Below are 16,578 nucleotides of genomic sequence, written 5' to 3'. Positions count from 1 at the left end.
ATAAAATCTTCTGATCGCACTCATGACGGTGAGTGCGGCACATAACTAGGAAGGAACACGATCGTGTCTAAAGAAAAATTTGAACGTACGAAACCGCACGTTAACGTTGGTACTATCGGCCACGTTGACCACGGTAAAACCACTCTGACTGCAGCTATCTGTACTACTCTGGCGAAAGTTTATGGCGGTGAAGCAAAAGACTTCGCGTCAATCGATAACGCACCAGAAGAGCGTGAGCGTGGTATCACTATCTCTACTTCACACGTAGAGTACGATACTCCTTCACGTCACTACGCACACGTAGACTGCCCAGGACACGCCGATTATGTTAAAAACATGATCACCGGTGCTGCGCAAATGGACGGTGGTATCCTGGTTGTTGCGGCAACTGACGGTCCAATGCCACAAACACGTGAGCACATCCTGCTGGGTCGCCAGGTTGGTATCCCTTACATCATCGTATTCATGAACAAGTGTGACATGGTTGATGATGAAGAGCTGCTTGAGCTGGTTGAGATGGAAGTACGTGAACTTCTGTCTGAATACGAATTCCCAGGCGACGACTGCCCAGTGATCCAAGGCTCTGCTTTGGGTGCACTGAACGGCGAAAAACAGTGGGAAGACAAGATTGTTGAGCTGGCTGAAGCACTGGATTCATACATCCCAGAGCCAGAGCGTGCAATTGACCTGCCGTTCATCCTGCCAATCGAAGACGTATTCTCTATCCAAGGCCGTGGTACTGTTGTAACCGGTCGTGTAGAGCAAGGTATCATCAACGTTGGTGACGAAGTAGCAATCATCGGTATCAAAGAAACTACCACGACTACTTGTACTGGTGTTGAAATGTTCCGTAAGCTTCTTGACGAAGGCCGTGCGGGTGAGAACGTTGGTGTTCTTCTGCGTGGTACCAAGCGTGACGAAGTTGAGCGTGGTCAAGTACTGGCTAAGCCTGGTTCAATCACTCCGCACACCAAGTTCGAGTCAGAAGTATACGTTCTGTCAAAAGAAGAAGGCGGCCGTCATACCCCGTTCTTCAAAGGCTACCGTCCACAGTTCTACTTCCGTACAACTGACGTGACCGGTACTATCGAACTGCCAGAAGGCGTTGAGATGGTTATGCCAGGCGACAACATCAAGATGGTTGTAGAGCTGATCGCTCCAATCGCAATGGACGAAGGTCTGCGCTTCGCAATCCGTGAAGGTGGCCGTACCGTTGGTGCTGGTGTTGTAGCTAAAATTGTTGCTTAATTTAAGCGCAATTTAACTACGAAAAAAAGGGTGCTTCGGCACCCTTTTTTTGATCTCAATAAGCCTGAACCACACAAAAGGTTCAAGATGATATTGATGCCATTTAATAAAAATACTATTGGAAATACTAACGATTCTCGTTTATATTAATATTCACTTTGAATCTTAGAGGCCAATATGTACGTTTGTCTTTGTCACGGTATCTCAGACAAAAAATTGAGAAAATTAGCAATTGAAGAAGGCGTGAGTGATATTAAGCATGTTAGGAAAGTGACTCCGCTAGGATCTCAGTGCGGCAAATGTATACGTTCTGCAAGAGAAATTTTGGAAGAAGAGATTACGAATACGAATAGTAAGCAGATAGGTTAATTTTTTGTAAAAAAAAAGTTATTGACAACTCATTGTCCTCAGTTAGGCTTTAACTGAATTAAGGATAATGAGGTATATGTCGTGAAATCTGATCCAAAAATAATTCAACTCCTCAACAAAGTGCTCGGCAATGAGCTGGTCGCTATCAATCAATATTTCCTCCACGCAAGAATGTACAAAGACTGGGGACTCAAAATCCTGGCAGATAAGGAATACCACGAGTCAATAGACGAGATGAACCATGCCGATAAATTGATTGAGCGGATTCTTTTCCTTGAGGGTATCCCGAACTTGCAGGATCTCGGTAAACTTCGTATAGGTGAAGACACTCAGGAAATGCTCGAATGTGATTTGGCGTTGGAAATGGTAGCCATACCAGACCTTCGTGACGGTATCGAATATGCCGAGAGCGTTCGTGATTATGTAACGCGCGATCTATTCCAAGATATCTTGGAGAGCGAAGAAGAGCACGTGGATTGGCTTGAGACCCAACTCAGCTTAATAGAGCGAGTGGGTATCCAAAATTATAATCAAGCACAAATCATTGAGTGTGACGAAGACTAATTACCACAACAAACCTGAACACAGATGACATCTTCTACCGTGTTCAGGTTTTTCTTCACTTAAATCTCGCCGATATCAGATAAATACTGACTCTTTTTTGCACAGTACTTGCAAACGAAAATGCTATCTGTATAATGCGTCGCACTGCCTGAGTGCTTGCACTCGCTAAGGCTGTTGTGAACCAATGAGCATCGAGGAAGAGAGCAGTAAACTGTTCGTTTAATGTACACTCCGCTTATGTTCGCAGTCATGAGTAAATGACTGACAATGTGTCGGATATCGACACTACGGTTTCACATAAATCAATCAGCATTCCTACGTCTAAATGATGTGGAGTGGCGATATTGTTTGTGTATTTCTTTATTTCGGAGCTCTGTCTAATGCAGAACCAACGTATCCGTATCCGCTTGAAGGCTTTCGATCATCGATTGATCGATCAGTCTACTGCGGAAATCGTTGAAACCGCTAAGCGCACTGGTGCGCAGGTACGTGGTCCAATCCCACTGCCAACTCGTAAAGAGCGCTTCACCGTTCTTATTTCTCCGCACGTGAACAAAGATGCACGTGACCAGTACGAAATCCGTACTCACAAGCGTCTGATCGACATCGTTGAGCCAACAGATAAAACTGTTGACGCACTGATGCGTCTAGACCTTGCTGCGGGCGTTGATGTTCAAATCAGCCTGGGTTAAGAGGGAGAATAAGTATGAAAGGTCTAGTCGGTCGTAAAGTCGGTATGACTCGCGTCTTCACTGAAGACGGCGTATCTATCCCTGTAACCGTAGTAGAATGTGAAGTAAACCGCGTTACTCAAGTGCGTAGCCTTGAAAACGATGGTTACTCTGCGATTCAAGTAACTACTGGCGCGAAAAAAGCAAGCCGCGTAACTAAGCCAGAAGCTGGTCACTTTGCGAAAGCAGGTGTAGAAGCTGGTCGTGGTCTGTGGGAATTCCGCCTGGAAAATGGTGAAGAGTTTGAAGTTGGCGCTGAGCTGACTGTAGAACTGTTTACTGATATCAAAAAAGTTGACGTTACTGGCGTATCTAAAGGTAAAGGTTTCCAAGGTGCTGTTAAGCGCTGGAACTTCCGTACTCAAGATATGACACATGGTAACTCCTTGTCTCACCGTGCACCGGGTTCAATTGGCCAATGTCAAACTCCAGGTCGCGTATTTAAAGGCAAGAAAATGGCAGGTCACATGGGCGCTGAGCAAGTAACTACTCAGAACCTAGAGATCGTACGTGTTGACGCTGAGCGCAATCTGCTTCTTATTAAAGGTGCAGTCCCAGGTGCTACTGGCGGTGACGTGATCGTTAAACCAGCCGTTAAATCGTAACGTCGAGGAGATAGTAATGGAATTGGTAGTAAAAGGTGCTGATGCGCTGACTGTTTCCGACACTACCTTCGGGCGTGAGTTTAACGAAGCTCTGGTTCACCAAGTAGTTGTTGCATACGCAGCTGGTGCCCGTCAAGGTACACGTGCTCAAAAAACTCGTTCTGATGTTCGCGGTGGTGGTGCTAAGCCATGGCGTCAAAAAGGAACTGGTCGTGCACGTGCCGGTACAATCCGTAGCCCAATCTGGCGCAGCGGTGGTGTAACTTTCGCAGCTCGTCCACAGGACCACAGCCAGAAAGTTAACAAGAAGATGTACCGTGGTGCTCTTAAGAGCATTCTTTCTGAATTGGTTCGTCAAGAGCGTCTGATCGTTGTTGATAACTTCTCAGTAGAAGCACCAAAAACTAAAGAGCTGATCGCTAAGCTGAAAGAGCTTGAGCTATCTGAAGCTCTGATCGTAACTGCAGAAGTTGATGAGAACCTGTTCTTGGCCGCTCGTAACCTTTATAAGGTTGACGTACGCGACGCAGCAGGCATCGACCCAGTTAGCCTGATCGCTTTCGACAAAGTAGTTATAACTGCAGCTGCAGTTAAGCAAGTTGAGGAGATGCTGGGATGATCACTGAAGAGCGTATCCTGAAAGTTCTGCGTGCTCCGCACATCTCTGAAAAAGCAACTATGGCTGCTGAAAGCGCGAATACTATCGTGTTCAAAGTAGCTAAAGATGCAACTAAGAAAGAGATCAAAGCAGCAGTTGAAAAACTGTTCGAAGTTGAAGTTAAGTCTGTAAATACTCTTATCACTAAGGGTAAGACCAAACGTCAAGGTATGCGTGAAGGTCGTCGTAGCGACGTCAAAAAAGCTTACGTTATCTTGAAAGAAGGTCAAGACATCGACTTCGCTGGCGGCGCTGAGTAAGACGGAGGAGTAACAGAAAATGGCAATTGTTAAATGTAAGCCTACTTCACCGGGTCGTCGTCACGTTGTTAAAGTTGTAAACGCTGACCTGTACAAAGGTAAGCCTTACGCACCACTTCTGGAGAAAAACCAGAAGTCTGGCGGTCGCAACAACAACGGTCGTATTACTGTACGTCATATCGGTGGTGGTCATAAGCAACATTACCGTGTAATTGACTTCAAACGTACAAAAGACGGCATCCCAGCGAAAGTTGAGCGTCTGGAATACGATCCAAACCGTAGCGCGAACATCGCACTCGTTCTGTACGCAGACGGTGAGCGTCGTTACATCATTGCACCTAAAGGCCTGAAAACTGGCGACCAGATTCAATCTGGCGTTGATGCGGCGATCAAAGCAGGTAACACCCTGCCAATGCGCAACATCCCAGTAGGTTCAACTGTTCACTGTGTTGAACTGAAGCCTGGTAAAGGTGCGCAGCTGGCTCGTTCAGCTGGTGCATACGCACAAATCGTAGCTCGTGATGGCGCATACGTGACTCTTCGTCTGCGTTCAGGTGAGATGCGTAAAGTTCTTTCTGAAGGTCGTGCGACCATCGGTGAAGTTGGCAACGCAGAGCACATGCTGCGTGAGCTGGGTAAGGCTGGTGCAACACGTTGGAAGGGTGTACGCCCAACCGTTCGTGGTGTAGCAATGAACCCAGTAGACCACCCACACGGTGGTGGTGAAGGTCGTACTTCGGGCGGTCGTCATCCAGTATCACCTTGGGGTATGCCTACTAAAGGCTTCAAGACCCGTAAGAACAAGCGTACCGACAAGTACATTGTACGTCGTCGTAATAAGTAATTTATATCAGAGGATAAGCCATGCCACGTTCTCTCAAGAAAGGTCCTTTTATTGACCTGCACTTGCTGAAGAAGGTAGAGAAAGCGTTGGAAAGCGGTGACAAGAAGCCTGTTAAGACTTGGTCCCGTCGTTCAATTATCATCCCTACGATGATAGGTTTGACCATCGCTGTCCATAATGGTCGTCAGCACGTACCTGTTTTCATCACTGAAGAGATGATCGGTCACAAGCTAGGCGAGTTTGCACCAACACGTACTTATCGCGGCCACGCTGCAGATAAGAAAGCGAAGAAGCGTTAAGGAGTAGATGATGGAAGCATTAGCTAAACATAAATTTGCTCGCATTTCGCCTCAGAAAGCTCGTTTGGTTGCAGATCAAGTGCGCGGTAAAGACGTTGCACAAGCACTGGAAATTCTAACTTTCAGCAATAAAAAAGCCGCTGACCTGGTTAAGAAGGTTCTGGAGTCTGCTATCGCAAACGCCGAGCATAACGAAGGTGCAGATATCGACGATCTTAACGTCGCTAAGATCTTCGTTGACGAAGGCCCAATCATGAAGCGTATTATGCCTCGTGCAAAAGGCCGTGCCGATCGCATCTTGAAGCGTTCTAGCCACATCACTGTTGTTGTAGCAGACCGCTAAGAGATTAGGAGAGAAAGCAATGGGTCAAAAAGTACATCCTAATGGTATTCGTCTTGGCATTTGTAAGCTTGGAATTCCACTTGGTTTGCTAACAGCCAAGATTTCGCTGACAACCTAGACGGCGACTTCAAGGTACGTCAGTTTCTGACTAAAGAACTGTCTAAAGCGTCTGTTTCTCGTATCGTTATCGAGCGTCCTGCTAAGAGCATCCGTGTAACTATTCACACTGCTCGCCCAGGCGTTGTTATCGGTAAGAAAGGCGAAGACGTTGAAAAACTGCGCGCTCGCGTTGCAAAACTCGCCGGTGTACCTGCGCAAATCAATATCGCAGAAGTACGTAAGCCTGAGCTTGACGCTCAATTGGTTGGCGACAGCATCGCATCTCAGCTGGAGCGTCGTGTTATGTTCCGTCGCGCTATGAAGCGTGCGATTCAAAACGCAATGCGCCTGGGTGCCAAAGGTATCAAGGTTCAAGTAAGCGGTCGTCTGGGCGGTGCTGAAATTGCACGTGCTGAGTCTTACCGTGAAGGCAGTGTGCCACTGCACACGCTTCGTGCTGACATTGATTATGCTACTTCTTCTGCTCACACCACCTATGGTGTAATTGGTATTAAAGTTTGGATCTTCAAAGGTGAAGTTCTGGGCGGCATGCCAGTCGTTGAGCAGCCGGCTGAGAAGCCTAAGAAGCAGCGTAAAGGCCGTAAGTAAGGAGTCTATCGATGCTTCAACCAAAACGTACTAAGTTCCGCAAGACTTTTAAAGGTCGTAACCGCGGTCTTGCTGTCGGTACTGACGTTAGCTTCGGTACCTTCGGCCTGAAAGCTGTAGGTCGCGGTCGTATTACTGCGCGCCAGATCGAAGCGGCACGTCGTGCTATGACTCGTCACATCAAGCGTCAGGGTCAAATCTGGATCCGTGTGTTCCCAGACAAGCCAATCACTACCAAACCTCTGGAAGTTCGTCAGGGTAAAGGTAAGGGTTCTGTGAGCTACTGGGTTGCACAAATCCAACCAGGCAAAGTCCTGTACGAGATGGATGGTGTTTCTGAAGAACTGGCGCGCGAAGCGTTCCAGCTTGCTTCACGTAAACTACCAATCAAAACCACTTTCGTAACCAAGGCGGTGATGTGATGAAAGCACAAGAACTTCGCGAAAAGAGCGTTGAGCAGCTGAACGAAGAACTGCTGGGTTTGCTGCGTGAGCAATTCAACCTGCGCATGCAAGCGGCTACTGGCCAGCTTCAGCAAACTCACACTCTGAAGACTGTTCGTCGTGATATCGCACGTGTTAAAACCGTTCTGAACCAGAAGGGCAACGCATAATGAGCGACAAAATCCGCACTCAACTAGGTCGTGTAGTTAGCGACAAAGGCGACAAGTCTATCGTTGTTGCTATCGAGCGTCAGGTGAAACATCCGATCTACGGTAAGTACATCAAGCGCACGACTAAACTACACGCTCACGACGAAAACAACGAATGCGCCAAAGGCGATACTGTTGAGGTTCGTGAGTGCCGTCCACTGTCTAAGACTAAGTCTTGGACTCTGGTACGCGTAGTAGAGAAAGCTCGCCTGTAAGGGCACCTTTCCACTTCACGAAATTAAACGGCTCCGATTTAAGGGGCCGTTTATTTTTTATCTACCCATCTTTAAAAAATAGTGTTATTATTCGCCGCCCTTGTAAAGAGGCAGTCCGACCCGAGATGGGTCTAGATGTAATAACAGCGGAGCACTAACAATGATCCAAATGCAAAGTATGCTGGACGCAGCCGATAACTCCGGCGCTCGCAGCGTAATGTGTATTAAGGTTCTGGGTGGTTCTCACCGTCGTTACGCCCACGTTGGCGACATCATCAAAGTTACCGTAAAGGAAGCAATTCCACGCGGTAAAGTAAAAAAAGGTGATGTACTTAAGGCGGTTGTAGTTCGTACCCGTAAAGGCGTTCGTCGTCCAGACGGCTCTGTCATTCGCTTCGACCGTAATGCTTGCGTGTTGCTTAACAACACTACCGAGCAACCAGTCGGAACACGTATCTTTGGCCCTGTGACACGTGAGCTGCGTACAAACCAGTTCATGAAAATCGTGTCTCTGGCGCCTGAAGTTCTGTAAGGAGCGATTAAAATGGCAGCTAAAATCCGTCGTAACGACGAAGTTATCGTTCTTGCCGGTAAAGATAAAGGCAAGAAAGGTAAAGTATCTAAGGTCCTGACTACCGGTAAAGTTATCGTAGAAGGTATTAACCTAGTTAAGAAACATCAGAAGCCAGTTCCGGCGATGGGCGTCCAAGGCGGCATCGTTGAGAAAGAAGCTGCTGTTGACGTTTCTAACGTGGCTATCTTCAACGCGGCAGCTGGTAAAGCAGACCGTGTAGGCTTCCGATTCGAAGACGGCAAAAAAGTTCGTTTCTTCAAATCGAATGGCGAAACTATCAAGTAATTCTGGAGTAGTACACTATGGCGAAACTGCATGATTACTACAAAGAGACTGTTGTTAAAGAACTCGCTGAAAAGTTCGAATACAAGAGTATCATGCAAGTCCCAAGGATCGAAAAGATCACCCTGAACATGGGTGTGGGCGAAGCAATCAACGACAAGAAACTGCTTGAAAATGCAGCAGCTGACATGACCGCTATTGCTGGTCAAAAGCCGCTGATTACTAAAGCACGTAAGTCTGTTGCTGGCTTCAAGATCCGTGAGGGCTACCCTATCGGTTGTAAAGTAACCCTGCGTGGCGAACGTATGTGGGACTTCTTTGAGCGTTTAATCTCAATCGCAGTTCCTCGTATCCGTGACTTCCGTGGTCTGAACCCTAAAGCGTTCGACGGTCGCGGTAACTACAGCATGGGCGTTCGTGAGCAAATCATCTTCCCTGAGATCGACTACGACAAAGTAGATCGCATCCGTGGTATGGACATCACCATCACCACGTCTGCAGGTACAGATGAGGAAGGTCAAGCTCTGCTGGCTGCCTTTAACTTCCCATTCCGTAAGTAAGGTGAAGGGTTACTCTAATGGCTAAGCAATCAATGAAAGCGCGCGAAGTAAAACGCGCGAAGCTGGTAGCAAAGTTCGCTGAAAAGCGTGCTGCACTGCGTGCTACCATCAAAAGTGTTAATGTGTCTGAAGATGAGCGTTGGGATGCTGTCCTGAAGCTTCAATCTCTACCACGTGATTCTGCGACGTCTCGTCAGCGTAATCGCTGTAACCAGACTGGTCGTCCACATGGCTACCTGCGTAAATTCGGCTTGAGCCGTATTAAGGTTCGTGAAGCTTGCATGAAAGGCGAGATTCCGGGTCTGCGTAAGGCAAGCTGGTAATTGAATCACGGGAGTAAAGACTTATGAGCATGCAAGATCCGATTTCGGACATGCTGACCCGCATCCGCAATGGTCAGGCAGCAAGCAAAGTTGCTGTAAAAATGCCTTCGTCAAAGCTGAAAGTGGCAATTGCTGAGCTACTGAAAGCTGAAGGTTATGTGGCTGACTACGCTATTTCTGGCGAAGTTAAGCCTGAACTGGAAGTGACTTTGAAGTACTTCGAAGCTAATCCAGTTATCGAGCAAATCCAACGTGTAAGCCGTCCAGGTCTGCGCATCTATAAGAAAAAAGATGAGCTGCTACTGTAATGGGTGGTCTGGGTATTGCTGTAGTATCAACGTCTAAAGGTTTGATGACCGATCGCGCAGCTCGCAAAGCGGGTATGGGCGGTGAAATCATCTGCTACGTAGCGTAAGGAGTAGGAAATGTCTCGTGTTGCAAAAGCACCAGTAGTAGTTCCTGCCGGCGTAGAGGTGAAACTGAACGGTCAGGAAGTCACTGTTAAAGGTAGCAAAGGCGAATTGAGCCGCGTTATCAATGATGCAGTGGAAGTTAGCCAAGAAGACAACGCTGTGAAATTTGCCGCTCGTGAAGGTATCGCTAAAGCTAACGCTCAAGCTGGTACTGCACGTGCATTGGTAAACAACATGGTTGTTGGTGTTACTGAAGGCTTTACCAAGAAACTGATCCTGAAAGGTGTTGGTTACCGTGCTGCTATTAAGGGCAAATCAGTTGCTCTGACTCTGGGTTTTTCTCACCCAGTTGAGCACGAACTGCCTGAAGGCATCAAAGCAGAATGCCCAAGCCAGACTGAAATTGTCCTTACTGGTACGGACAAGCAATTGGTCGGTCAAGTAGCTGCAGATATCCGCGCATACCGTCAGCCTGAGCCTTACAAAGGTAAAGGTGTTCGTTACGCTGACGAAGTCGTGCGTACTAAAGAAGCTAAGAAGAAGTAAGGTAACACTATGGATAAGAAAATTGCTCGTATCCGTCGTGCGACCCGAGCACGTCGCAAGATTGCTGAACTGGGCGCGACTCGCCTTGTAGTACACCGTACTCCACGTCACGTGTACGCACAGGTTATCGCTGCAAATGGCTCCGAGGTAATCGCTGCTGCTTCTACCGTAGAGAAAGCGATCCGTGAGCAAGTTAAGAGCACCGGCAACAAAGACGCCGCTGTTGCAGTAGGTAAAGCTATTGCTGAGCGCGCACTGGAAAAAGGCATCGATTCAGTTGCTTTTGACCGTTCCGGTTTCCAATACCACGGCCGCGTGGCTGCACTGGCAGAAGCTGCCCGTGAAGCTGGTCTGAAATTCTAAGGTAGGCGGAAGATGGCTAACGAAAAACAACAAAGTGATTTGCATGAGAAGCTGATTGCTGTTAACCGTGTATCTAAGACGGTTAAAGGTGGTCGCATCTTTAGCTTCACCGCTCTGACTGTAGTCGGTGATGGCAATGGTCGTGTAGGTTTCGGTTACGGTAAAGCCCGTGAAGTACCTGCAGCGATTCAAAAAGCAATGGAAAAAGCGCGCCGTAACATGGTTACTGTTGCGTTAAACGAAGGTACTTTGCACCACGCTGTAAAAGGTCGCCACACTGGTTCTAAAGTGTACATGCAGCCAGCAGCGGAAGGTACAGGTATCATCGCAGGTGGTGCGATGCGTGCAGTGCTAGAAGTTGCGGGTGTTCGCAACGTTTTGGCAAAAGCATACGGTTCTACTAACCCGATCAACATTGTTCGTGCAACAATTGATGGTTTGGGTGGTATGAAGTCTCCAGAAATGGTTGCTGCTAAGCGCGGTCTACCAGTTAACGAAATTCTGGGGTAATCGACATGGCTAAGACTATCAAAGTAACTCAGACTCGTAGCTCTATCGGTCGTTTGCCGAAGCATAAAGCTACACTGCGTGGCTTGGGCCTCCGTCGCATCAACCACACCGTTGAACTTGAAGACACTGCTTGCGTACGCGGCATGATCAATCAAGTTAACTACATGATCAAAGTGGAGGAGTAATCAGATGCGTTTGAATACTCTATCTCCGGCTGCGGGTTCTAAGCCTTCTAAGAAGCGCGTAGGCCGTGGTATCGGTTCAGGCTTGGGAAAAACTTGTGGCCGTGGTCACAAAGGTCAGAAATCACGTTCAGGTGGTTCTGTACGCCCAGGTTTTGAAGGCGGTCAAATGCCTTTGAAACAACGTCTGCCAAAATTTGGTTTTACCTCTCGCAAGAGTCTGACTGCAGCAGAAGTTCGCCTGAGCGAACTTGCTAAAGTTGAAGGTGACGTAGTAAGCCTTGTGTCTCTGAAAGCGGCAAACGTAATCACTAAGGACATTCGCACTGCGAAAATCGTCCTTTCTGGTGAAATTGCACGTTCAGTGACCGTTAAAGGCCTGCGTGTTACCAAAGGCGCGAAAGCTGCAATCGAAGCTGCTGGCGGTAAAATCGAGGAATAATTAACTCGAGGACGAGGTACAGATGGCAAAACAACCAGGACAAAACATTAGTGGTGCAAAAGGTGGACTTGCGGAACTAAAAACCCGTCTACTGTTTGTGGTAGGGGCATTGTTAGTTTTCCGTGCAGGCTCTTTTGTGCCGATTCCTGGTATTGACGCTGCTGTACTTGCCGATCTGTTCGAACAGCAACAAGGCACCATCATTGAAATGTTTAACATGTTCTCTGGCGGCGCTCTTGAGCGTGCTTCAATCTTGGCACTGGGTATCATGCCTTATATATCGGCATCGATAATCGTACAGTTGCTAACGGTTGTTCATCCAGCATTGGCTGAGTTGAAGAAAGAAGGTGAATCTGGGCGTCGTAAGATCAGCCAGTACACCCGATACGGTACGCTAGTGCTGGCAACCTTCCAAGCAATTGGTATTGCGACAGGGTTGCCGAGTATGGTCCCTGGCCTGGTTGTTAATCCAGGCCTAGGATTCTACTTTACTGCTGTTGTCAGTCTGGTAACCGGCACCATGTTCCTAATGTGGTTAGGTGAGCAGATAACCGAGCGTGGCATAGGTAATGGTATCTCATTGATTATCTTTGCAGGTATTGTTGCCAATTTGCCATCGGCTATCGGACAGACTATCGAGCAAGCGCGTCAAGGTGAATTGAACCCGCTTCTTCTCGTGCTGATGGCGGTAATCGCATTTGCAGTTATTTACTTTGTTGTGTTCATGGAGCGTGGTCAGCGTCGTATCGTTGTTAACTACGCAAAACGGCAGCAAGGCCGCAAGGTTTTTGCTGCGCAGAGCACACACTTGCCATTAAAAATAAATATGGCAGGGGTAATTCCTGCGATTTTCGCATCAAGTATTATCCTGTTTCCAGGTACCTTGGCACAATGGTTTGGCCAGAGTGAGCAGTTTGGATGGTTAGCGGACGTGTCTTTGGCACTGAGCCCAGGTCAGCCACTGTATGTAATGCTTTATGCGGCAGCGATTATCTTTTTCTGTTTCTTCTACACGGCGTTGGTATTCAACCCTCGTGAGACGGCAGATAACTTGAAGAAGTCCGGTGCGTTCGTACCTGGTATTCGCCCGGGTGAACAGACAGCGAAGTATATCGATAAAGTAATGACAAGGTTGACCTTAGCGGGCGCTATGTACATTACCTTTATATGTCTGATCCCCGAGTTCATGATGATTACTTGGAATGTTCAGTTCTATTTTGGCGGAACATCCCTACTTATCGTAGTAGTTGTAATCATGGACTTTATGGCTCAAGTTCAGACACATCTGATGTCTCAACAATATGAGTCCGTGTTGAAGAAAGCCAATCTGAAAGGCTACAGCCGTTAACAGATTGACGATTTACGGAGTTTAGCAATGAAAGTTCGTGCTTCCGTTAAGAAAATCTGCCGTAACTGTAAAGTGATCAAGCGCAACGGTGTTGTTCGCGTGATCTGTAACAGTGAGCCAAAGCATAAACAGCGCCAAGGCTAATAGCAGAAATTTTTTCTTGCAAATATAAGGCAGGCTGGTACATTACCCAGCCCACCTTTTTTGTGTGCAAAAGAAGTGGTTATGCCGCTGCGTATCCTAAACGGGCTTTGCAGCGGTTCTTCTTGAAAAGTACTAGGAGTGAATAGTGGCCCGTATAGCAGGCATTAACATTCCTGATCAAAAGCATGCTGTAATCGCACTGACTGCGATTTACGGCATCGGTAAGACCCGTTCTAAAGCTATTCTAGCTGAGACAGGTATTGCTGAAAGCATTAAGATCAGTGAGTTATCTGAAGAGCAGATCGATCTACTGCGTGATGGCGTTGCCAAATACACTGTAGAAGGTGATCTACGTCGTGAAATTTCAATGAACATCAAGCGTCTGATGGACCTTGGTTGTTATCGCGGTTTGCGTCATCGTCGCAGCTTACCACTTCGTGGTCAGCGTACGAAGACCAATGCTCGCACCCGTAAGGGTCCGCGTAAACCGATCAAGAAATAATCGGGGTAGGTAAAGTATGGCTAAACAACCAACACGCGCACGTAAACGCGTACGCAAGCAAATTGCTGATGGCGTAGCGCACATCCATGCGTCTTTCAACAACACAATCGTAACCATTACTGACCGTCAAGGTAACGCTCTTGCATGGGCGACTGCAGGTGGTTCTGGTTTCCGCGGTTCTCGTAAATCAACTCCGTTCGCTGCACAGGTTGCTGCTGAACGTTGTGGTGAGATGGCTAAAGAATATGGCCTTAAGAACCTGGAAGTTATGGTTAAGGGCCCAGGCCCAGGTCGCGAGTCTACTATCCGCGCACTTAACGCGGCTGGTTTCCGTATCACTAACATTGTTGATGCGACTCCGATCCCTCATAACGGTTGTCGTCCACCTAAGAAACGTCGCGTATAACGCTGTTTCTTAGACTACTGGAGAAAGATCATGGCAAGATATTTGGGTCCTAAGCTGAAGCTTAGCCGTCGTGAAGGTACTGATTTGTTCCTCAAATCAGGCGTACGCGCGATTGATACCAAGTGTAAAATTGATAACGCCCCAGGTGTTCACGGCGCTCGTCGTGGCCGTCTATCTGACTACGGCGTTCAGCTTCGTGAGAAGCAAAAAGTTCGTCGCATGTACGGCGTACTTGAAAAACAATTCCGTAACTACTACAAAGACGCTGCACGCCTGAAAGGCAACACAGGTGAAAACCTGCTGCAACTTCTTGAAGGTCGTCTGGACAACGTAGTTTACCGCATGGGTTTTGGTGCAACACGCGCTGAATCACGCCAGCTGGTAAGCCACAAAGCGATCCTGGTTAACGGTCAAGTGGTGAATGTTCCTTCATTTAAGGTAACTGCCAATGACGTTGTTAGCATTCGTGAGAAAGCTAAAAACCAAGCACGCATCAAAGCAGCACTTGAAATTGCTGCTCAGCGCGAGCTGCCAACTTGGATCGAAGTAGACAGCAACAAAATGGAAGGCACTTATAAGCGTCTGCCAGAGCGTTCAGATTTGTCTGCTGACATCAACGAACACCTGATCGTCGAGCTTTACTCTAAGTAAAGCTAAACTAAAGAGAGGACACAATGCAGGGTTCTGTAACAGAATTTCTTAAGCCGCGTTTAGTTGACATAGAACAAGTTACCTCAACGCACGCAAAAGTAACTCTTGAGCCGCTAGAGCGTGGCTTTGGTCACACCCTAGGTAATGCTCTACGTCGCATCCTACTTTCTTCTATGCCAGGTTGCGCAGTGACAGAAGTAGAAATTGACGGCGTGTTGCACGAGTACAGCACCAAAGAGGGCGTTCAGGAAGATATCCTGGAAATCCTGCTTAACCTTAAGGGCCTCGCCGTTAAGGTAGAGGGTAAAGATGAAGTTATCCTTACTCTTAATAAGTCTGGTGCAGGCCCTGTTGTTGCAGGCGACATCACCCATGATGGTGGTGTTGAGATTGCGAACCCAGAGCACGTAATCTGCCATTTAACTGATTCAAGCGCTGAAGTCAGCATGCGAATCAAGGTAGAGCGTGGTCGTGGCTACGTACCGGCTTCAGCGCGTATACACACTGAAGAAGATGAGCGTCCAATCGGTCGCCTACTTGTTGATGCAACGTTCAGCCCAGTAGACCGTATTGCTTACAATGTTGAAGCAGCGCGTGTTGAACAGCGTACAGATCTAGACAAGTTGGTTATCGACATGGAAACCAATGGTACGCTTGATCCTGAGGAAGCTATCCGTCGTGCAGCAACAATTCTTGCTGAACAACTGGATGCATTTGTAGATCTTCGTGATGTACGAGTTCCTGAAGAGAAAGAAGAGAAGCCTGAGTTCGATCCGATCCTACTGCGTCCTGTAGACGATCTTGAACTAACTGTTCGCTCTGCTAACTGTTTGAAAGCAGAAGCGATCCACTACATCGGTGATCTGGTACAGCGCACTGAGGTTGAGCTTCTTAAGACGCCAAACCTTGGTAAGAAGTCTTTGACAGAAATCAAAGACGTGCTGGCTTCACGTGGTCTGTCTCTGGGTATGCGCCTAGAAAACTGGCCGCCAGCATCAATCGCTGAAGATTAATCAGACACTGATTACTTAGTTAGAAGGATTAGGTCATGCGCCATCGTAAGAGTGGTCGTCAACTCAATCGCAACAGCAGTCATCGTAAAGCGATGTTCAGCAACATGGCTAGCTCGCTGGTAACTCATGAAGTTATCAAAACTACTTTGCCAAAAGCAAAAGAACTGCGCCGCGTAATTGAGCCTTTGATTACCTTAGCAAAGAACGACAGTGTTGCTAACCGTCGTCTTGCGTTCGCTCGCACTCGTAACGACGAAGTTGTAGCGAAACTGTTCAACGAATTAGGTCCACGTTTTGCCTCTCGTGCAGGCGGTTACACTCGCATTCTGAAATGCGGTGTTCGCGCAGGTGATAAAGCCCCAATGGCTTACATCGAGTTGGTAGATCGTCCTGAGCCACAGGCTGAGGAAGCTGCTGAATAAGCAGTCGAACCATTCGTAACAAAAAGCCAGGCTGCTAAGCCTGGCTTTTTACTTTCTAGAATATGTTCAGTTCAAGTACCCGTCTTACGTGTTGCAACAGCTGTTATTGAGCTTAGTCTTTCTACTTCTACTTCTACTTCTACTTCTACTTCTACTTCTACTTTTTTGGCCTAAACAAGTATCGAATACTCTATTGCCTCAGTAAGCCGTTTATCTCATCGTTTTAAGGTTATACACAGCAATCTGTTTACTTTTTGTGGGTAAAATGTATAAAACACGCCTTTCGAATGAAAATTAGACTAATGGAGCTGTTTTTGACAAAAAACACAAAAAAGGGGTTGCCAAAAATTTTGACCTCCCTATAATGCCGCCTCACCGACACGGAGCGCACTGCCTAACAC

Annotated in this window: 29 protein-coding genes and 2 pseudogenes; all 31 read left to right on the top strand. The window is 47.4% G+C overall.

Going from position 1 to position 16,578, the window contains the following annotated elements:
• Positions 1–63: 63 nt before the first annotated feature.
• The 31 genes and pseudogenes from tuf (at position 64) to rplQ (ending at position 16,177) form a co-directional block, all read left to right on the top strand.
• Positions 64–1,248 carry an elongation factor Tu gene (gene tuf / locus CS022_RS09115; RefSeq protein ID WP_129122024.1) on the top strand — a complete coding sequence of 395 codons (1,185 nt, stop codon included), beginning with the start codon at positions 64–66 and terminating at the stop codon, positions 1,246–1,248.
• Positions 1,249–1,425: 177 nt separating this feature from the next.
• Positions 1,426–1,617, top strand: coding sequence for a bacterioferritin-associated ferredoxin (gene bfd, locus CS022_RS09110; protein WP_129122023.1), 192 nt, complete (start codon positions 1,426–1,428; stop codon positions 1,615–1,617).
• An 81-nt stretch (positions 1,618–1,698) separates the two neighbouring features.
• Positions 1,699–2,181, top strand: coding sequence for a bacterioferritin (bfr, locus tag CS022_RS09105; RefSeq protein ID WP_129122022.1), 483 nt, complete (start codon positions 1,699–1,701; stop codon positions 2,179–2,181).
• Positions 2,182–2,561: 380 nt separating this feature from the next.
• Positions 2,562–2,873 carry a 30S ribosomal protein S10 gene (rpsJ, locus tag CS022_RS09100; protein WP_005501283.1) on the top strand — a complete coding sequence of 104 codons (312 nt, stop codon included), beginning with the start codon at positions 2,562–2,564 and terminating at the stop codon, positions 2,871–2,873.
• Positions 2,874–2,887: 14 nt separating this feature from the next.
• Complete coding sequence (rplC, locus tag CS022_RS09095) at positions 2,888–3,517, top strand: 50S ribosomal protein L3 (protein ID WP_129122021.1); 630 nt, start codon at positions 2,888–2,890, stop codon at positions 3,515–3,517.
• A gap of 16 nt (positions 3,518–3,533) precedes the next feature.
• Complete coding sequence (gene rplD / locus CS022_RS09090) at positions 3,534–4,136, top strand: 50S ribosomal protein L4 (RefSeq protein WP_129122020.1); 603 nt, start codon at positions 3,534–3,536, stop codon at positions 4,134–4,136.
• Complete coding sequence (rplW, locus tag CS022_RS09085) at positions 4,133–4,435, top strand: 50S ribosomal protein L23 (protein ID WP_129122019.1); 303 nt, start codon at positions 4,133–4,135, stop codon at positions 4,433–4,435. Before rplD ends, rplW begins: the two co-directional genes overlap by 4 nt.
• 19 nt (positions 4,436–4,454) lie before the next feature.
• Complete coding sequence (gene rplB, locus CS022_RS09080; RefSeq protein ID WP_129122018.1) at positions 4,455–5,279, top strand: 50S ribosomal protein L2; 825 nt, start codon at positions 4,455–4,457, stop codon at positions 5,277–5,279.
• A 20-nt stretch (positions 5,280–5,299) separates the two neighbouring features.
• Positions 5,300–5,578, top strand: coding sequence for a 30S ribosomal protein S19 (rpsS, locus tag CS022_RS09075; RefSeq protein WP_129122017.1), 279 nt, complete (start codon positions 5,300–5,302; stop codon positions 5,576–5,578).
• A 10-nt stretch (positions 5,579–5,588) separates the two neighbouring features.
• Entirely contained in the window at positions 5,589–5,921 is a 333-nt protein-coding gene (gene rplV, locus CS022_RS09070; protein ID WP_129122016.1) for a 50S ribosomal protein L22, read from the top strand.
• Between the two features lie 19 nt (positions 5,922–5,940).
• Positions 5,941–6,629, top strand: a pseudogene (gene rpsC, locus CS022_RS09065) (30S ribosomal protein S3).
• Between the two features lie 11 nt (positions 6,630–6,640).
• Positions 6,641–7,051, top strand: coding sequence for a 50S ribosomal protein L16 (gene rplP / locus CS022_RS09060; protein WP_129122015.1), 411 nt, complete (start codon positions 6,641–6,643; stop codon positions 7,049–7,051).
• Positions 7,051–7,242 (top strand): 50S ribosomal protein L29, encoded by a 192-nt coding sequence (gene rpmC / locus CS022_RS09055; protein WP_028024650.1) that lies wholly within the window; start codon positions 7,051–7,053, stop codon positions 7,240–7,242. Before rplP ends, rpmC begins: the two co-directional genes overlap by 1 nt.
• Positions 7,242–7,496: a 30S ribosomal protein S17 gene (gene rpsQ / locus CS022_RS09050; protein ID WP_129122014.1), complete on the top strand. Its 255-nt coding sequence runs from the start codon at positions 7,242–7,244 to the stop codon at positions 7,494–7,496. Before rpmC ends, rpsQ begins: the two co-directional genes overlap by 1 nt.
• Before the next feature lie 160 nt (positions 7,497–7,656).
• Positions 7,657–8,028, top strand: a complete 372-nt coding sequence (gene rplN, locus CS022_RS09045) for a 50S ribosomal protein L14 (RefSeq protein WP_129122013.1) — start codon at positions 7,657–7,659, stop codon at positions 8,026–8,028.
• A 12-nt stretch (positions 8,029–8,040) separates the two neighbouring features.
• Complete coding sequence (gene rplX / locus CS022_RS09040) at positions 8,041–8,355, top strand: 50S ribosomal protein L24 (RefSeq protein WP_129122012.1); 315 nt, start codon at positions 8,041–8,043, stop codon at positions 8,353–8,355.
• 17 nt (positions 8,356–8,372) lie between these two features.
• Positions 8,373–8,912 carry a 50S ribosomal protein L5 gene (gene rplE / locus CS022_RS09035; protein WP_068905512.1) on the top strand — a complete coding sequence of 180 codons (540 nt, stop codon included), beginning with the start codon at positions 8,373–8,375 and terminating at the stop codon, positions 8,910–8,912.
• 17 nt (positions 8,913–8,929) lie between these two features.
• A complete protein-coding gene (gene rpsN / locus CS022_RS09030; protein ID WP_129122011.1) occupies positions 8,930–9,235 on the top strand; it encodes a 30S ribosomal protein S14 in 306 nt (101 codons plus the stop codon).
• 23 nt (positions 9,236–9,258) lie between these two features.
• Positions 9,259–9,650 (top strand): annotated as a pseudogene (gene rpsH / locus CS022_RS09025) (30S ribosomal protein S8).
• A 10-nt stretch (positions 9,651–9,660) separates the two neighbouring features.
• The gene (gene rplF / locus CS022_RS09020) at positions 9,661–10,194 is read left to right on the top strand and encodes a 50S ribosomal protein L6 (RefSeq protein WP_129122010.1); all 534 of its coding nucleotides are present in this window, start codon (positions 9,661–9,663) and stop codon (positions 10,192–10,194) included.
• Positions 10,195–10,203: 9 nt separating this feature from the next.
• Complete coding sequence (gene rplR / locus CS022_RS09015; protein WP_129122009.1) at positions 10,204–10,557, top strand: 50S ribosomal protein L18; 354 nt, start codon at positions 10,204–10,206, stop codon at positions 10,555–10,557.
• Between the two features lie 12 nt (positions 10,558–10,569).
• On the top strand, positions 10,570–11,067 hold the full coding sequence (rpsE, locus tag CS022_RS09010; protein ID WP_129122008.1) for a 30S ribosomal protein S5: 498 nt from the start codon (positions 10,570–10,572) through the stop codon (positions 11,065–11,067).
• Between the two features lie 5 nt (positions 11,068–11,072).
• A complete protein-coding gene (gene rpmD, locus CS022_RS09005) occupies positions 11,073–11,252 on the top strand; it encodes a 50S ribosomal protein L30 (RefSeq protein WP_129122007.1) in 180 nt (59 codons plus the stop codon).
• Between the two features lie 4 nt (positions 11,253–11,256).
• Entirely contained in the window at positions 11,257–11,691 is a 435-nt protein-coding gene (gene rplO / locus CS022_RS09000) for a 50S ribosomal protein L15 (RefSeq protein WP_129122006.1), read from the top strand.
• Positions 11,692–11,713: 22 nt separating this feature from the next.
• Positions 11,714–13,039 carry a preprotein translocase subunit SecY gene (gene secY, locus CS022_RS08995; RefSeq protein WP_129122005.1) on the top strand — a complete coding sequence of 442 codons (1,326 nt, stop codon included), beginning with the start codon at positions 11,714–11,716 and terminating at the stop codon, positions 13,037–13,039.
• Between the two features lie 27 nt (positions 13,040–13,066).
• On the top strand, positions 13,067–13,183 hold the full coding sequence (gene rpmJ / locus CS022_RS08990) for a 50S ribosomal protein L36 (RefSeq protein WP_004398452.1): 117 nt from the start codon (positions 13,067–13,069) through the stop codon (positions 13,181–13,183).
• Positions 13,184–13,328: 145 nt separating this feature from the next.
• Positions 13,329–13,685 carry a 30S ribosomal protein S13 gene (rpsM, locus tag CS022_RS08985; RefSeq protein WP_129122004.1) on the top strand — a complete coding sequence of 119 codons (357 nt, stop codon included), beginning with the start codon at positions 13,329–13,331 and terminating at the stop codon, positions 13,683–13,685.
• Positions 13,686–13,701: 16 nt separating this feature from the next.
• Complete coding sequence (gene rpsK, locus CS022_RS08980; protein ID WP_068905522.1) at positions 13,702–14,091, top strand: 30S ribosomal protein S11; 390 nt, start codon at positions 13,702–13,704, stop codon at positions 14,089–14,091.
• Between the two features lie 30 nt (positions 14,092–14,121).
• Positions 14,122–14,742 carry a 30S ribosomal protein S4 gene (gene rpsD, locus CS022_RS08975; RefSeq protein ID WP_068905523.1) on the top strand — a complete coding sequence of 207 codons (621 nt, stop codon included), beginning with the start codon at positions 14,122–14,124 and terminating at the stop codon, positions 14,740–14,742.
• A 23-nt stretch (positions 14,743–14,765) separates the two neighbouring features.
• Positions 14,766–15,755 (top strand): DNA-directed RNA polymerase subunit alpha, encoded by a 990-nt coding sequence (locus CS022_RS08970; protein WP_129122003.1) that lies wholly within the window; start codon positions 14,766–14,768, stop codon positions 15,753–15,755.
• Between the two features lie 35 nt (positions 15,756–15,790).
• Positions 15,791–16,177 carry a 50S ribosomal protein L17 gene (rplQ, locus tag CS022_RS08965; protein ID WP_068905525.1) on the top strand — a complete coding sequence of 129 codons (387 nt, stop codon included), beginning with the start codon at positions 15,791–15,793 and terminating at the stop codon, positions 16,175–16,177.
• The last annotated feature ends 401 nt before the right edge of the window (positions 16,178–16,578 follow it).

The sequence above is a fragment of the Veronia nyctiphanis genome (assembly GCF_004116385.1).
In the GTDB taxonomy this organism is placed as follows: domain Bacteria; phylum Pseudomonadota; class Gammaproteobacteria; order Enterobacterales; family Vibrionaceae; genus Veronia; species Veronia nyctiphanis.
This window is presented reverse-complemented; position numbering and strand designations above follow the sequence as displayed.

What these genes read in the sequence shown, in the direction of transcription:
- rplR (WP_129122009.1), top strand. Translation starts at nt 10,204, where the DNA reads ATGGATAAGAAAATTGCTCGTATCCGTCGTGCGACCCGAGCACGTCGC.
- rpsN (WP_129122011.1), top strand. Translation starts at nt 8,930, where the DNA reads ATGGCTAAGCAATCAATGAAAGCGCGCGAAGTAAAACGCGCGAAGCTG.
- rplN (WP_129122013.1), top strand. Translation starts at nt 7,657, where the DNA reads ATGATCCAAATGCAAAGTATGCTGGACGCAGCCGATAACTCCGGCGCT.
- rplV (WP_129122016.1), top strand. Translation starts at nt 5,589, where the DNA reads ATGGAAGCATTAGCTAAACATAAATTTGCTCGCATTTCGCCTCAGAAA.
- rplD (WP_129122020.1), top strand. Translation starts at nt 3,534, where the DNA reads ATGGAATTGGTAGTAAAAGGTGCTGATGCGCTGACTGTTTCCGACACT.
- rplP (WP_129122015.1), top strand. Translation starts at nt 6,641, where the DNA reads ATGCTTCAACCAAAACGTACTAAGTTCCGCAAGACTTTTAAAGGTCGT.
- rpmJ (WP_004398452.1), top strand. Translation starts at nt 13,067, where the DNA reads ATGAAAGTTCGTGCTTCCGTTAAGAAAATCTGCCGTAACTGTAAAGTG.
- rpmC (WP_028024650.1), top strand. Translation starts at nt 7,051, where the DNA reads ATGAAAGCACAAGAACTTCGCGAAAAGAGCGTTGAGCAGCTGAACGAA.
- rpsD (WP_068905523.1), top strand. Translation starts at nt 14,122, where the DNA reads ATGGCAAGATATTTGGGTCCTAAGCTGAAGCTTAGCCGTCGTGAAGGT.
- rpsQ (WP_129122014.1), top strand. Translation starts at nt 7,242, where the DNA reads ATGAGCGACAAAATCCGCACTCAACTAGGTCGTGTAGTTAGCGACAAA.
- rplE (WP_068905512.1), top strand. Translation starts at nt 8,373, where the DNA reads ATGGCGAAACTGCATGATTACTACAAAGAGACTGTTGTTAAAGAACTC.
- rplW (WP_129122019.1), top strand. Translation starts at nt 4,133, where the DNA reads ATGATCACTGAAGAGCGTATCCTGAAAGTTCTGCGTGCTCCGCACATC.
- rplX (WP_129122012.1), top strand. Translation starts at nt 8,041, where the DNA reads ATGGCAGCTAAAATCCGTCGTAACGACGAAGTTATCGTTCTTGCCGGT.
- rplC (WP_129122021.1), top strand. Translation starts at nt 2,888, where the DNA reads ATGAAAGGTCTAGTCGGTCGTAAAGTCGGTATGACTCGCGTCTTCACT.
- CS022_RS08970 (WP_129122003.1), top strand. Translation starts at nt 14,766, where the DNA reads ATGCAGGGTTCTGTAACAGAATTTCTTAAGCCGCGTTTAGTTGACATA.
- rpsS (WP_129122017.1), top strand. Translation starts at nt 5,300, where the DNA reads ATGCCACGTTCTCTCAAGAAAGGTCCTTTTATTGACCTGCACTTGCTG.
- rpsE (WP_129122008.1), top strand. Translation starts at nt 10,570, where the DNA reads ATGGCTAACGAAAAACAACAAAGTGATTTGCATGAGAAGCTGATTGCT.
- rplO (WP_129122006.1), top strand. Translation starts at nt 11,257, where the DNA reads ATGCGTTTGAATACTCTATCTCCGGCTGCGGGTTCTAAGCCTTCTAAG.
- rpsJ (WP_005501283.1), top strand. Translation starts at nt 2,562, where the DNA reads ATGCAGAACCAACGTATCCGTATCCGCTTGAAGGCTTTCGATCATCGA.
- secY (WP_129122005.1), top strand. Translation starts at nt 11,714, where the DNA reads ATGGCAAAACAACCAGGACAAAACATTAGTGGTGCAAAAGGTGGACTT.
- rpmD (WP_129122007.1), top strand. Translation starts at nt 11,073, where the DNA reads ATGGCTAAGACTATCAAAGTAACTCAGACTCGTAGCTCTATCGGTCGT.
- rplF (WP_129122010.1), top strand. Translation starts at nt 9,661, where the DNA reads ATGTCTCGTGTTGCAAAAGCACCAGTAGTAGTTCCTGCCGGCGTAGAG.
- rplQ (WP_068905525.1), top strand. Translation starts at nt 15,791, where the DNA reads ATGCGCCATCGTAAGAGTGGTCGTCAACTCAATCGCAACAGCAGTCAT.
- rpsK (WP_068905522.1), top strand. Translation starts at nt 13,702, where the DNA reads ATGGCTAAACAACCAACACGCGCACGTAAACGCGTACGCAAGCAAATT.
- bfd (WP_129122023.1), top strand. Translation starts at nt 1,426, where the DNA reads ATGTACGTTTGTCTTTGTCACGGTATCTCAGACAAAAAATTGAGAAAA.
- rplB (WP_129122018.1), top strand. Translation starts at nt 4,455, where the DNA reads ATGGCAATTGTTAAATGTAAGCCTACTTCACCGGGTCGTCGTCACGTT.